This is a genomic window from Bradyrhizobium ivorense (assembly GCF_900696085.1).
Lineage (GTDB): Bacteria > Pseudomonadota > Alphaproteobacteria > Rhizobiales > Xanthobacteraceae > Bradyrhizobium > Bradyrhizobium ivorense.
This window is the reverse complement of record NZ_CAADFC020000004.1, coordinates 77680-90564: the sequence shown is the minus strand read 5'-3', so window position 1 is coordinate 90564 and position 12885 is coordinate 77680. Positions and strand designations below refer to the sequence as shown.

The following is a 12885-nucleotide window of genomic DNA, read 5'->3' as shown; positions in this document are numbered from 1 at the left end:
AGCGATGGCTGGTCGTCCTGCATTTTCGCACGTATCGGGCTGCAGCGTGAAGGCCGTCGGCCGGCGCAAGGCGTTCATGACGCGAGACCCGGCCCCACGGCAATTGCAGCAAGACACAACCGCATTTATCGCGTGCGAGGCAGCGCCGGCTTAACTCCGGCACAGCCAAGGCCGTGCCACGAGCAGCAACACGAGCTCAAGCGCGCTCTGCCCCGGTCGGCAGACCCCGCCGCAGGAACGAGACCGCCGACAAGGAGACCAGTTCACTTCTGAGCGCAAAGGAAACGGCAATGAAGGGAGTCGTATTCAATCTGCTCGAAGCTGTGGTCAGGCGCGACTACGGCGACGATACCTGGGAAGCACTGCTCGAGGCGGCCGAAGCCGATGGTGCCTATACCTCGCTTGGCAACTACCCCGACGACGAGATGATGCGACTGGTCGGCGCGGCGTCCGCGGCGCTCAAATTGCCCGCCGACGACGTCGTTCGCTGGTTCGGCCGCAACGCCTTGCCGCTGCTGGCGCAAAAGCATCCGAATTTCTTCACCGCCCACAAGTCGACACGCCCGTTTCTTCTGACCCTCAACGACGTCATCCACTCCGAGGTACGCAAACTGTATCCGGGCGCCGATGTGCCGGTGTTCACTTACGACACCTCCTCCTCGGACGTTCTCGTGATGCACTACAGCTCGCCGCGCAAGCTCTGCGCGCTCGCCGAAGGCTTCATCGAGGCAACCGCCGGCTACTACGCCGAAGAGGTTTCGCTCGATCAGCCGGAATGCATGAACCGCGGCGATCACCGCTGCGTGCTGCGCGTGGCCGTCAGGAAACCGGGGGCCTGACGCATGGACAACCTCGGTGATGCCGATGCCCAGCTTGCCCGGCTGAAGAAGCGGTTCGATCGGGAGCAGCGGGCGCGCGCTGAAAGCGAGGCGATTGCCGAGAGAGCGCTCAGTGAGCTCTACACCAAAAAGAAGGAGATCGAGCTGCTGCAGCTGATCACCGTCGCCGCCAACGAGGCTTCAACGGTGGACGACGCGATGCGAACCGCGCTCGATGGCGTGTGCGCCCATACGCGGTGGCCAGTCGGTCACGTTCATCTCACGGACCCGGCGGGCGCGCTGCTGTCGACCAAGCTGTGGCATCTCGATCATCCGGAACGCTACAAGGCCTTCCGCGACGTCAGCGAGGCCCTGACGTTTGCGCCCGGGACCGGCCTGCCGGGTCGCGTGCTCGAGGGCGGGAAGCCTGCCTGGATCGTCGACGTGACCAAGGACGACAATTTTCCTCGGTCGAAGGCAGCACTCGACTGCGGACTGCGCGCTGCCTTCGCCTTCCCGGTGCTGGTCGGGGACGAGGTCGCCGCCGTCATGGAGTTCTTTTCCGACGAGCCTGCAGAACCCGACGATGCCAAGCTCACGATCATGGCCCATGTCGGCAGTCAGCTCGGGCGCGTCATCGAGCGGCGACGCGCCGAAGACGCGCTCAGGCTTGCGAGCCAGCACAAATCGCAGTTTCTCGCCAACATGTCGCACGAATTGCGCACGCCGCTGAATGCCATCATCGGCATCACCGAGATGCTGCAGGAGGATGCGCGCGACGCCAACCGCGAAGACGAGTTCGAGCCGCTCGACCGCGTCGTCCGCGCGGCCCGCCATCTGCTGGCTGTCATCAACGACATCCTCGACCTGTCGAAGATCGAGGCCGGAAAGATGGACCTGCATGTCGGGTCGTTCGCCATCGCCTCCGTCGTCGAGGACGTCGTGCACACGGTCGGAACGCTCGCCGCGAAGAACAACAACGCCCTCAGGCTGGAATGCCCCGCCGACATCGGGGTCATGAGTGCGGACCAGACCCGCATCCGCCAGGCCTTGCTCAATCTCGTCAGCAACGCGGCCAAGTTCACCGAGAACGGCACCATCACCATCAGCGTCGATCGCGCCGTTGCAGAGACCGGCGAGTGGATCGTGATCGCCGTCGCCGATACCGGCATCGGCCTGACCGCCGAGCAGAAGGGACGGCTGTTTCAGGACTTCGTCCAGGCCGATGCCTCGACCACCCGCAAATACGGCGGCACAGGGCTCGGGCTCGCGATCAGCCGGCGCTTCTGCCAGATGATGGGCGGCGACATCACGGTCGAAAGCGAACCCGGTAAAGGCTCGACTTTCACGATCCGCTTGCCGGCCGGCGGGACATCGTCAGCGGCGCCGGTGCAGCCGGCAACTCCTCAGCCTACGCCCCGCGCCAGATCTATCGACCGGGCTCCACTGATTCTGGTGATCGACGACGAGGACTCGGTGCGCGACGTGACAACGCATTTTCTCAGGCGCGAAGGGTTTGCCGTGACGACGGCTAACGGTGGACGGGAGGGACTTCGGCTCGCGCGCGAGCTGCAGCCGGCCGCAATCACGCTGGATGTCATGATGCCCGATCTCGATGGCTGGACCGTGCTGGCCGCGATCAAGGGCGACCCCGCAACCGCCGGCATTCCGGTCGTCCTGATGACGATCGTGGACGAGAAGAACCGCGGCTATTCGCTGGGCGCCGCCGATTACATGGTGAAACCGGTCGATTGGAGCGCGCTCGCGGGCGTATTGCGCGCCATATGCCAGTCGGCCGGGCGGAGTGTGCTGGTCGTCGACGATGACGACACCATGCGATCCGGTCTGCGCCGCGTGCTCCACGAGAACGGCTGGCAGGTGGCGGAGGCCGAGAACGGCCGCGTCGCTCTGGCGCGCCTTGCGGAGGCGCGGCCCGACGTGATCGTCGTCGATCTCCTGATGCCGGAAATGGACGGCTTCGAGCTGCTCGACGCGCTGCGCAGCAACGGCGCATGGCGCGACATCCCCGCACTGGTCCTGACCGCCAAGGACCTGACGGACGACGACCGCACGCGCCTGAACGTTGGAATCGAGCGCATCCTTCAGAAGCGCGATCGGCACGAATTGCTGGGCGAAGTCCGCGACGTCCTCGACCGATGCATCGAACGCCGCCGCGGGGAGAACGTTGCCGTGCCATGACCAAGGTCCTCTATGTGGAAGATAACGAAGACAACGTCTATGTCGTCAAAAGCCGGCTGACGCGCAAAGGCTACACCGTGCTGGTCGCCTCCGACGGAGCCCAGGGCGTCGCGATGGCCGCGACCGAGCAGCCCGAGGTCATCCTGATGGACATGAGCCTACCGGTGCTCGACGGCTGGGAGGCCACGCGCCGCATCAAGGCCGGCGCAGGGACCCGGCACATTCCCGTGATCGCCCTCACCGCTCACGCCATGACCGGCGACCGCGAACAGGCGCTGGACGCCGGCTGCGACGACTTCGACACCAAGCCGGTGGAGATCGCCCGTCTGATCGAAAAGATCCAGGCCCTCGTCACGAAAGGCCGCGTGTCGTGACCGCGATCGAGGCTGCACTTCTGGTCGTCGACGACAATGAGGACAATCGCTACACGCTGACGCGCCGTCTCGATCGTGAGGGCTACAAGAACCTCACGATAGCGACCAACGGGCGGGAGGCGCTCGAGAAGCTGAAGGCGCAGCCGTTCGATCTCGTCCTGCTCGACATCATGATGCCCGACATGAATGGCTATGAGGTGCTCGAGCAGGTGAAGGCCACGCCGGCGCTGCGCGACATTCCTATCATCATGATCTCGTCGCTCGACGAAATCGAGAGCGTGATCCGCTGCATCGAGCTCGGCGCCGAGGACTACCTCAACAAGCCGTTCAATCCGACGCTGCTCCGCGCGCGCGTCGGCGCATCGCTGGAAAAGAAGCGCCTGCGCGACGAGGTCCGCAGCAACATGGAGCGGCTGGCCCAGGAACTGGAGGCCGCGCGCGCCTTGCAGCTGGCGATGCTGCCACGCCAGTTCCCGTCCTGCTCGCCCTCGCATCCGATCGCCGTTCACGCCGTCATGGAGCCGGCGAAGGAAGTCGGCGGCGACCTGTACGACTGCTTCTATGCCGGCGAGCACACCTTCTGCTTCCTGGTCGGCGACGTCTGCGGCAAGGGGGCGTCCGCGGCGATGTTCATGGCGCGCGCCCGCAGTCTGGTACGCATCACCGTCAATCTCTGGCGGCAATGGCGCGCCGACGATCTCGATCCGGGGGCGCTGCTGGACGCAGTCAACCGCGAGCTGTGCCAGGACAATGACGACTGCATGTTCGTCACGATGTTTCTCGGCCTGATCGACACGCACAGCGGGCTGCTGTCGTTCGCCAATGCGGGCCATCCCCGGCCCCATCTGATTGCGAGCAGCGGCGAGACCGGGCAGATCGACGCCAAGGCGGCGCTGCCGCTCGGCGTGCGGCGCGACGCCCGGTTCCCGACACTGACGCTGCAAATTCATCCCGGCGATGCGCTGTTCCTGTGCTCCGACGGCGTTTTCGAAGCGGCCAACGGCGACGGCGAGCTGTTCTCCGTCGAGCGCGTCGGACAGCTGTTGCGTCAGGCCGCTGCGGCCGAGCCCGTCGAAATGGTTCGTATCATCAAGGACGCCGTCGATGCCTTTACGGGAGGCACGTCAAGAACCGACGATCTCACGGCGCTGGCGCTGCGGTGGCGGCCGGCCCTGACCACCGCCGCGTGATCACCATGCCCCACGCCGTCGATGTCCGGATCCGCAACGACGTCTCGGACATCGTCATCCTGCGCGACACCCTGGATCATCTCGCCCGCGAGTTCGGCATCCCTCAGCGCGCCCTGACCCAATTGCAGGTGGCCCTCGACGAGGTCGCCAGTAACGTGATCAAATATTCATGGGACGACGGGGGGCCGCACGAGTTCCTCGTCCGGATCATCGTGCAACCCGACAGGGTAGATCTGGAGCTTTTCGACGACGGCAGGGAGTTCGATCCGGTGACAGCACTTCCCCCAACCCAACCCGCAGCGGGACAGCGGCCCCGGCCCGGCGGGCTCGGCATTCACCTGATCAAGCAGCTGGTCGATCGTTTCGCCTACGAGCGCATCGACGGGCGCAACCACACCACATTGAGCAAGACATGCGAGGTCGGCACGGCCGTGCAAAGGAGTGAGGAATGAATGCTCTCAGTATTGGCCAGACCCGCGCCGGCAATGTCTGTATCGTGACGTTGACGGGTCGAATTGACAGCACCAGTGCCAGCGACGTGATGGCCGAGCTCACGCGCCTGATCTCCTCAGGCGAAAAGTCGATCCTGGTCGACCTAGGCGCGGTGCTGTACCTCACCAGCGCCGCATTCCGCGCGCTGCTGGTCGCAACCAATGAAGCCGAACGCCGCGCGGCGAAGCTTGCGCTGTGCAACCTCGCCGGCCACGTCCGCGAGCTGTTCGAAATGGGCGGACTGCTCGACGTCTTCGCAATTCACAACTCGCGCGATGAAGCGCTGAAGCAGCTGGCCGGGCCGCACGCGTGACCACCCGGCCGCCCGGTTTGATCTACGCCGTCGACGATCAGCCGCCATTGGCGATCCTGGCGGTCTCGGCACTGCAGCACATCGCGCTGATGGCGATCACGCTGATCTTTCCGATCATCGTCGCGCGCGAGGCCAATCTCTCCAGGACGCAGTTTCTCGACCTCGTTTCGCTGTCGATGCTCGGGCTCGGCGTTGCCAATATCTGCTTTTGCCTTCGATTGCGCTTGATCGGCTCCGGTTATCTCTGCGGCGCCGCCTACACCGCGATCTTTCTCGGCCCTTCCCTGTTCGCGTTGCAGCAGGGCGGCCTCCCGCTGGTGTTCGGCATGACGGTGGTCGGCGGGCTCGTGCAGGTCGCCATCGCCCCGCTGCTGCGCCGGTTGCGCGCGCTGCTGCCGTCCGAAATCGCCGGTCTGGTGATTGCCGTGGTCGGTCTCACGCTGGCGGGGCTCGGCGTGCGCTATGGCCTCGGCATCGATGCGCAGCAGCAGAAGATCAACCCGGAGTATGTGATCGTGGCCGGCGTCTCGCTCGTCACCATGACGGTGCTGAACGTCTGGTCAAAGGGCTATGGCAAGATGTTCTGCGTGTTGATCGGAATGACGGTCGGCTATGCGGTCAGCGCTGCTCGCGGGATGTTTGATCCGGCCGCGATCATCCCGGAAGGCGGCTTGAGCATCGTACGCGTGCCGCAGCTTCAGCACATGGGCTTGTCGTTCGATCCGGTGCTGATCGCCCCGTTCGCGGTTGCGGCGCTGGCCGCCACGCTCCGCGCGATGGGCGATGTGTCGAATGCGCAGCGCATCAACGATGCCGACTGGGTCCGTCCCAACTTCGCTTCGCTGGCGGGCGGCGTAATGGCCAACGGCGTCGCCGTGATGTTTTGCGGGCTGGTCGGCAGTTCCGGCATCAACACCTACAGCTCGTCGATCGGATTGTCCGGCGCGACCGGCGTGACCAGCCGCAGCGTCGGCTATGCGATCGGACTGGGCTTCTGCGTTCTCGCCTTCGTTCCGCCGGTGGCGGTGGCGCTGGCGGCGATGCCGCTGCCGGTGATGGGCGCCGCGCTGTTCTTCACGGCCGCCTTCGTGTTCACCAGCGGGTTGCAGATGATCACCGCGCGCATGCTCGACGCCCGCAAGACCCTGGTCATCGGCTTCTCCTTTGCGATGGCGATCGTGGCCGACCTCTATCACGAGGCGCTGATGGAAATGCCGATCGTTCTGCAGCCGATCTTCGGCAATTCGCTCGTGCTCGGCACCGTCTGCGCCGTAGTGCTGAACCTGTTGATGCGCATTGGCGTGCGTCAGCAGGTGTCCCTCAAGCTCGCGCCCGGCGGCATCAATCGCGACGCCGTGGAACGGTTTCTGACCGAGCAAGGCGCGCGCTGGGCCGCGCGGCGGGACATCATGCAGCGGGCCATCTTCGGCGTGGTCCAGCTCCTCGAGGTGGTCGGTGATCCGCCCGGCGGCGTCGAGGTCGAGGCGAGTTTTGATGAATTCAACCTCGACATCCGAATCCGCTATGTCGGCGTGCCGCTGACCATTCCGGATCGCAGGCCGACGCCAAAGGAAATCCTGGAGAGCGAGCACGGCGAGACGTTGCTTGCCGGCTACCTGCTCCGTCAAAGCGCCGACAGTATCAGCGCAAGCGGCGATGACGGGTTCGTCGAAATGATCCTGCACTACGACCACTGAGACGTAGCGGCGGCGCAGCCGGATGCTCGCGCCGGCCGGGTCTGCGCCGAAGTCCATAGCGACGTGTCCCATAGGAACCAGGCCGCAGCGCGGATGTTGTGACGTCGCCGACCTGCGAAAGCTCGGCGACATCGCCGACGTGGAGGCGAAGGACGCACCCTGGGATACGCCAATGGCGGACTATGTGCCGTGGATCTTGGTTGCCGGCGGGATTGTGGCGCTGATCGTCGCGGCCCTGATCTGGCGGGCCCACTATGTCAGCTCCGACTAGAGCCGAATCCGACGAGAGCGGGCTCCGCGACCGGCGCTAGCTCGCTTGCTTGGTCAGGGCCGCCTCGCCCTCCGCGCGCCCGGGCACGCTGACATGGACCTCGTGGCCCATCCTGATCGCGAGCGCCGCGGCGGCGGCGGCCGACTCGAACGCGGCTTCCTTGGTGGCGTACCCGGTGTTGAGATTGCCATCGTGCAAGACGCCCCATTCCTCGCCGGCGGCAACCACCGCATATTGAGCCAGTCCCATCACTTTCTCCTTAGACAAGAGGTCGCTGCGTCATGTCTCGTTCCGCTCGTATCTTTCGCGGGTGACATCGTCGCCGGTTTGCGCCGCTCGGCGGCTGCGGAAATGATACTGAAGCACCGCGAAGATCAAGGCAGTCAGGAGCACGAACGCGCCGACGCCGTAGATGATTTCAAGGCCCATATCCATCGGTCCCTCCAGGATCGTTCCAGGATCTCCAAGATCTCTCCAGGTCTCGCCGATCACGCCGAGCAATCGACCGGCCTCGTGCGCATCACGGCTTCGCGCGCAGCAACTGCCTGAGATAGCGGAGCCCGTCGAAGGTCAGCCGGGATTCGCGCACCTCGCCGCGCGCGACTTCCGCCTCGAGAAAGGTCTCAAGTTCGGGAAGCGCGCGATCGAACGTGTCCGCGATGCCGGCCAGCTCGCAGGTCTGCTTGATGCGCGCGATCGGTTTTTCCAAGACGTCGACCTGAACCATGTGAATTTAAATTCGCCCGGTGCACTTGGTTCCTACACGCGCTGCGGCTGCCCGACGCCGAGGCGGCACATGAGATGGCGCTTGGCGCGGTGATCGATGCCGCTCGCGGCGCGGTGATAGAAGACCCGCTTGACCAGCATTTCGCAGTAGAGCTCCGCAACGGGACCGACCCGGTGCGGAGGTTGTGGCCGTCTTCAGGCGATTGCTCTTCCAAAAAGAAACGGCCCCAGCAAGGGGGCAAGGCTGAGGCCAAGTTTGCATTTTGATTGTCCAGCGCCGCCACTGGACAGCACCGGACATGTGATAACCGCCATCGACTTCGCTTCGTTCCGGTTCCCGATTGATGACCCCATCAATGTCCCTGATGGCGAAAAGGACACGTTTTTCGCGGAACCCGGAGGTTCGGACCCGCGAGCGTTGCAAGCCATGATTCTTCTGCGCTATACGGGACCCGCGACGCTTTGGGGAGACCGTCGATGTTGCGTATCGGCCTGATGCTTTTTCTGGTAACGGTGGGGCTTCTTGCACTGCTCTCGCTGCCTGATCCGGACAGCCCGGATCGTCCAATGGCGACCGCCGGCTATAGCCTCATCTGGCGCTAGGCGGGCGATACTCCCGTTCACTCGCGCGCACCAAAGAAAATGGCCCCGACGCCGGTTCCGGCACTAATTCGATAATCGAAGCCAGCAAAGTTGACCAGCGCCTTCCCTTCGCAAAGTGACAAAGCGTTGTCACCGAACGGAACGACCATGCGCAAGCGCCGGATCAGCCGCGCTGCGGCATCTCGGCAACGGTGTTAAGGCCTGGGGCATTTCGCCCGGCACGAAATGCCCGACGAACGTCAGCCGCCGGCGAGCGTTCCTCGGCGGGCGCGGCGGTGCGCCTCAGCCGTGCCGCTTGGTGTGAAGATAATGCGGCGTGAACATCGCAGTATCCTGCAGCGCTTTCAGATCGTGGATCGTCAGCAGCCGGTCCCGCAACGTGATGAGACCGGAGCCGCGCAGCTCCTGCAAGGTTCGATTGACATGAACGGCCGACAGGCCGGTTGCATCGGCCAAGTCCATTTGCGTGACCGGAAACGAGCAGGACCCGTCGTCGACCATTCCGACCGGATACAGCCGGTCATGCAGCTCGCACAACAAATGTGCGACCCGTTCCAGCGCCACGCGCCGCCCGATATTGACCGTCCATTCGCGCTGGATCGTGCTGCTCACCATGGTTTCGCACCAGAACGCCTCTGCGATCGACCGGTCGCTGGCCAACAGTTTCTCGAACGCGGCGCGCTTGATGTCTGCGTAAACGACGGGCGTCAGCGCGCCGATCGAGTGATCCATCATCGTCAGCAGATAGACGCAGGCATCGCAGGTATCGCCGGGCAGCACGAAATTGACGATCTGACGGCGGCCGTCCTCCAGTGTCTTGTAGCGACAGAGCCAGCCCGAGAGAATGATCCTGATGCTCTCGACCGGATCGCCTTCACTGGCTATGTCCTCGTCGGGGCCGGCACGTTGCAATCCTTCGAGAATCGCCTGCTGCAAAAATGCGATCCCCAGCTTCGACAGCGACCGCAACGAATTGAGCCGCAGGATCACCGGTTGCGCCAGATTCCCCTCGGGGATCGGAGGGCGCATCGCTAGCTCTCCACGGTCGGCGTATGGATGACGCGCGAGTTCATCGGGATCGTGATCGTGCCTTGCAATCCCGACCCGTTGAAGGAAAGCACGGTCTTGCCCTTGAACTCGAACGCCAGCGTCCGCTCCAGCAGCTCGGTGCCGAATCCCTTGCGCTTGGGCGCCGTCACCTGCGGACCTCCCCGCTCCTGCCATTCAAACACCAGCTGCGGCGCACTGGCTCCATTGTCGATGCGCCACGAAATCTCGACGCGTCCCGTGGTCTGGCTCAACGCGCCGTATTTCAGGGCGTTGGTGGCGAGTTCATGGATCGCGAGCGCGAACGTCTCCGCGGCCTTCGGCTGCAAGCGTATCCGCGGGCCGGAGACGTTGAGCTGCTCGCCCTCATGGGCGTTATAGGCCAGCAGCTCCTCGACCACGAGATATTCGAGATCGACGCCACCTTCCGGATCGCGCGTCACCAGCGACTGCGTTCGCGCAAATGCGTTGAGGCGACCGTCGAGATGCGAGGCATATTCCTCAACGCTGGAGCTGGTTTGCGCCGACCGCCGCGCGATCGAGCGGACCACGCCGAGCGTGTTGCGGACCCGGTGCTGCAACTCCGCAAGCAAGAGCCGCTGCCGCTCCTCCGCCCGCGTGATCGCGGTGACGTCGATGAAGGTGATCACAACGCCGGCGATGAAATTGTCGATGCTCCGGTACGGCAGGATGCGCACGATGTAGCGGGTGCCACTGTCGGGCGCGGTCAGCTCCCGCTCGGCGCTGGCCAGCGTGCGCAGCACCCGCCGCACGTCGTCGTAGAGCTCCTCGATCGGGATCCGCGCCTTGATGTGGGCGATCGGACGGCCGACATCGGTCTCGACCAGATGCAGCAGCTGGGTGATCGCCGGGGTGAAATTCATCACCTTCAGATCGTTGTCGAGGAACACCGTCGCGATCTGGGTGCTTTCGAGGAAATTCTTCAGGTCGCTGGTAGCCCGGGTCAGTTCCTGCACCCGGTGCGCCAGCTCGCCATTGACGGTGGTCAGCTCCTCGTTGACCGACTGCAATTCCTCGCGCGAGGTCTCCAGCTCCTCGTTGGCCGATTGCAGCTCCTCATTGAGCGACTGATACTCCTCGTTGGAGGATTTCAGCTCCTCATTGGTGCTTTCGAGCTCCTCGATCGTGGCCTGCAGCCGCTCGCGGATGGCGCGTAGTTCGCTCTCCAGCCGTTCGACGTGCTCGGTCCTGACCAGCGCATTGGGATTGTTCTCGGCGTGCTCGACCGGGCGGATCGGGCCGTCCTTGAACAGCACGACGAAATTACGGTGGCCGGCACTGCCATCCTGGATCGGTTCGACCGTGATGTCGACCAGAACGCGATGGCCATTGACACCGAGCTGCACCTGCTCGGCATGCGCCGCCTCATTGGTTTCCACCGCGAGGCCGAGCGCAGTGCGCAATTCGAGCCTGAGGTCGCGATGCACCAGTTGCAGCAGGTCGAGCGTCGCCGTGCCTGCGGTCGGCTCGATATAGCGGCCGGTGCGGCCCGAGAAATGCAGGATGTGGAAGCTGTCATCGGTGATCACATAGGCCGGCGCGTAGCGCTCGGCGATGCGCTGGGCGCGGCGCTCGAGGCCGACATCGGGGCCCACCGCCCGGATCGGCGGGATATCGACCGCGGCCCGTCCCGCCGCCGTCGTGATCGGAAATTCCGGCGGTAGCCGCGTTCCTGTCTCGAGCTTCCTGAAGATGCGCGCACGGCGGTCGACCGGCGTAAACAGTTTTGGATGCCGCGTGACGTTCTCGGAATTGCCGAGGAACAGGTAACGCTCCGGCAACAACGCAAAGTGGAACAGCGGGATTACGCGGTTCTGCAACTCGGCATTGAGATAGATCAGCAGGTTGCGGCAGGAAATCAGGTCGAGCTTGGAGAACGGCGCGTCCTTGATGACGTTGTGCTGCGAGAAGATGCACATCTCGCGCAGCTCCTTGACCACGCAGTAGGTATCGCCCTCGCGGACGAACCAGCGCGCCAGCCGCTCCGCCGACATGTCCTGTTCAATGCTGGTGCGGTAGCGCCCGACGCGTGCGGCGGCGAGCGCGCGGCCGTCGATGTCGGTGGCGAAAATCTGCACCTGGGGCACCGAGTCGAGACCTGCCATGTGCTCGCGCAGCAGGATGCCGATCGAATAGGCCTCCTCGCCGGTGGCGCATCCGAGCACCCAGACCCGGACCTGGTGCCCGGCGCCCTTGCCCTCGAAGATTTTCGGGATCACCTGGCTTTCGAGAACATCGAACTCCTTTCTGTCGCGGAAGAATTCCGTCACGCCGATCAGGAGATCGTTGAACAGATGCTGGGCCTCGTCCTTGTCGTTTCTCAGGAAGTCGACATAGGAGGAAATGTCGTCGATCTGCACCACCTGCATGCGGCGCTGGACGCGGCGCAGGAAGGTGTTCTGCTTGTAGCCGTGAAAATCGTTTCCGGTCTTGTTGCGCAGGATATCCGCGATGCGCGCAAGCGAGGTGGCCGCTGCCGCCAGCACCTCGTCGAACCCCTGCTTTTCCTCGAGCCGGCGCAAATGGCGGGCGTAGACGTCGATGTGCTCGGGAATGTCCTCGGGCGGCAGCACGAAATCCGCGATTGCCGCCGCCGAGCTGCCTTCATTATGCGGATTGGCCTGCTCGTTTTCAGTCCGCTCGGCGATCGCAAGGCCGCCGTGATCCTTCAGCGTGGCGACGCCAAGCGTGCCGTCGGCGCCCGTGCCCGCCAGCACGACGCCGATCGATTGCTCGGCGCGCTCTTCGGCGAGCGAGACCAGGAAGCTGTCGATGGTCGCGCGCTCGCCAGGCGCCTGCGCCGCACGCCGAACGACAAATCGGCCGTCATGGATCGTTGTGATCATGTCGGACGGACAAAGATAGATCGCGCCGCCATCGGCGGTCTGCCCATCCTTGATGTCGAACAGCCTGGCGCCTTCCGAGCGCCGCAGCACGTCGTGCAGCCGCGCATCCTCCACGGCATCGCGGTATTGCAGCACGAGCACGACGGCCTGGTCAGGATTAAGCCTGAGCCGCGAGAAAAACCGGTCCATGCTGTCAAGGGCGGCGGCGGAGGCGCCCACCCCTATGATCAGCGGCGCCTTGGACTGGCGCTCTCCATCTCCGGCTTGCGGTTGGCCGACGTCATCCAT

At 64.3% G+C, this 12885-nt stretch carries 14 protein-coding genes; 8 read left to right on the top strand and 6 right to left on the bottom strand.

Translation table 11 applies throughout. The features are described from left to right. The first annotated feature begins 290 nt into the window (after positions 1–290). Genes CI41S_RS01300 through CI41S_RS01270 form a run of 7 tightly spaced genes read left to right on the top strand, consistent with a single transcriptional unit; the run spans position 291 to position 7083 of the window. Positions 291–839, top strand: coding sequence for a heme NO-binding domain-containing protein (locus tag CI41S_RS01300; protein ID WP_139482608.1), 549 nt, complete (start codon positions 291–293; stop codon positions 837–839). Positions 840–842: 3 nt separating this feature from the next. Then, a complete protein-coding gene (locus tag CI41S_RS01295) occupies positions 843–3017 on the top strand; it encodes a response regulator (protein ID WP_139857082.1) in 2175 nt (724 codons plus the stop codon). After that, entirely contained in the window at positions 3014–3391 is a 378-nt protein-coding gene (locus tag CI41S_RS01290; RefSeq protein WP_139857081.1) for a response regulator, read from the top strand. Before CI41S_RS01295 ends, CI41S_RS01290 begins: the two co-directional genes overlap by 4 nt. Beyond that, positions 3388–4581 carry a PP2C family protein-serine/threonine phosphatase gene (locus CI41S_RS01285; RefSeq protein ID WP_139857080.1) on the top strand — a complete coding sequence of 398 codons (1194 nt, stop codon included), beginning with the start codon at positions 3388–3390 and terminating at the stop codon, positions 4579–4581. The genes CI41S_RS01290 and CI41S_RS01285 overlap by 4 nt, the downstream gene beginning before the upstream one ends. A gap of 5 nt (positions 4582–4586) precedes the next feature. Then, positions 4587–5033 (top strand): ATP-binding protein, encoded by a 447-nt coding sequence (locus CI41S_RS01280; RefSeq protein WP_139482604.1) that lies wholly within the window; start codon positions 4587–4589, stop codon positions 5031–5033. Then, a complete protein-coding gene (locus CI41S_RS01275) occupies positions 5030–5386 on the top strand; it encodes an STAS domain-containing protein (RefSeq protein ID WP_139857079.1) in 357 nt (118 codons plus the stop codon). The genes CI41S_RS01280 and CI41S_RS01275 overlap by 4 nt, the downstream gene beginning before the upstream one ends. Continuing rightward, positions 5383–7083: a uracil-xanthine permease family protein gene (locus CI41S_RS01270; RefSeq protein WP_139857078.1), complete on the top strand. Its 1701-nt coding sequence runs from the start codon at positions 5383–5385 to the stop codon at positions 7081–7083. The genes CI41S_RS01275 and CI41S_RS01270 overlap by 4 nt, the downstream gene beginning before the upstream one ends. 307 nt (positions 7084–7390) lie before the next feature. On the opposite strand, the gene CI41S_RS01265 is transcribed toward CI41S_RS01270, so the two are convergent. The 3 genes from CI41S_RS01265 to CI41S_RS01255 are packed head-to-tail and all read right to left on the bottom strand — an operon-like array spanning position 7391 to position 8081. Continuing rightward, positions 7391–7603 carry a hypothetical protein gene (locus CI41S_RS01265; protein ID WP_139857077.1) on the bottom strand — a complete coding sequence of 71 codons (213 nt, stop codon included), beginning with the start codon at positions 7601–7603 and terminating at the stop codon, positions 7391–7393. 30 nt (positions 7604–7633) lie between these two features. Then, positions 7634–7855, bottom strand: coding sequence for a hypothetical protein (locus tag CI41S_RS01260; protein WP_139857076.1), 222 nt, complete (start codon positions 7853–7855; stop codon positions 7634–7636). 19 nt (positions 7856–7874) lie between these two features. Beyond that, a complete protein-coding gene (locus tag CI41S_RS01255; protein ID WP_139857075.1) occupies positions 7875–8081 on the bottom strand; it encodes a hypothetical protein in 207 nt (68 codons plus the stop codon). Positions 8082–8557: 476 nt separating this feature from the next. On the opposite strand from CI41S_RS01255, the gene CI41S_RS44905 reads away from it, so the two are divergent. After that, a complete protein-coding gene (locus tag CI41S_RS44905) occupies positions 8558–8683 on the top strand; it encodes a hypothetical protein (protein WP_256436623.1) in 126 nt (41 codons plus the stop codon). Positions 8684–8700: 17 nt separating this feature from the next. Here CI41S_RS44905 and CI41S_RS44900 read toward each other — a convergent pair whose 3' ends face one another. The 3 genes from CI41S_RS44900 to CI41S_RS01245 all read right to left on the bottom strand — a co-directional run bounded on the left by CI41S_RS44900 (position 8701) and on the right by CI41S_RS01245 (position 12885). Then, positions 8701–8832 carry a hypothetical protein gene (locus CI41S_RS44900; RefSeq protein ID WP_283810756.1) on the bottom strand — a complete coding sequence of 44 codons (132 nt, stop codon included), beginning with the start codon at positions 8830–8832 and terminating at the stop codon, positions 8701–8703. Positions 8833–8965: 133 nt separating this feature from the next. Continuing rightward, the gene (locus CI41S_RS01250; protein ID WP_139857074.1) at positions 8966–9712 is read right to left on the bottom strand and encodes a Crp/Fnr family transcriptional regulator; all 747 of its coding nucleotides are present in this window, start codon (positions 9710–9712) and stop codon (positions 8966–8968) included. 2 nt (positions 9713–9714) lie between these two features. Next, a complete protein-coding gene (locus CI41S_RS01245; RefSeq protein ID WP_139857073.1) occupies positions 9715–12885 on the bottom strand; it encodes a CheR family methyltransferase in 3171 nt (1056 codons plus the stop codon).

What these genes read in the sequence shown, in the direction of transcription:
- CI41S_RS01300 (WP_139482608.1), top strand. Translation starts at nt 291, where the DNA reads ATGAAGGGAGTCGTATTCAATCTGCTCGAAGCTGTGGTCAGGCGCGAC.
- CI41S_RS01295 (WP_139857082.1), top strand. Translation starts at nt 843, where the DNA reads ATGGACAACCTCGGTGATGCCGATGCCCAGCTTGCCCGGCTGAAGAAG.
- CI41S_RS01290 (WP_139857081.1), top strand. Translation starts at nt 3,014, where the DNA reads ATGACCAAGGTCCTCTATGTGGAAGATAACGAAGACAACGTCTATGTC.
- CI41S_RS01280 (WP_139482604.1), top strand. Translation starts at nt 4,587, where the DNA reads ATGCCCCACGCCGTCGATGTCCGGATCCGCAACGACGTCTCGGACATC.
- CI41S_RS01275 (WP_139857079.1), top strand. Translation starts at nt 5,030, where the DNA reads ATGAATGCTCTCAGTATTGGCCAGACCCGCGCCGGCAATGTCTGTATC.
- CI41S_RS01265 (WP_139857077.1), bottom strand. Translation starts at nt 7,603, where the DNA reads ATGGGACTGGCTCAATATGCGGTGGTTGCCGCCGGCGAGGAATGGGGC.
- CI41S_RS01255 (WP_139857075.1), bottom strand. Translation starts at nt 8,081, where the DNA reads ATGGTTCAGGTCGACGTCTTGGAAAAACCGATCGCGCGCATCAAGCAG.
- CI41S_RS44905 (WP_256436623.1), top strand. Translation starts at nt 8,558, where the DNA reads ATGTTGCGTATCGGCCTGATGCTTTTTCTGGTAACGGTGGGGCTTCTT.
- CI41S_RS44900 (WP_283810756.1), bottom strand. Translation starts at nt 8,832, where the DNA reads ATGGTCGTTCCGTTCGGTGACAACGCTTTGTCACTTTGCGAAGGGAAG.
- CI41S_RS01250 (WP_139857074.1), bottom strand. Translation starts at nt 9,712, where the DNA reads ATGCGCCCTCCGATCCCCGAGGGGAATCTGGCGCAACCGGTGATCCTG.
- CI41S_RS01245 (WP_139857073.1), bottom strand. Translation starts at nt 12,885, where the DNA reads ATGGATGACGTCGGCCAACCGCAAGCCGGAGATGGAGAGCGCCAGTCC.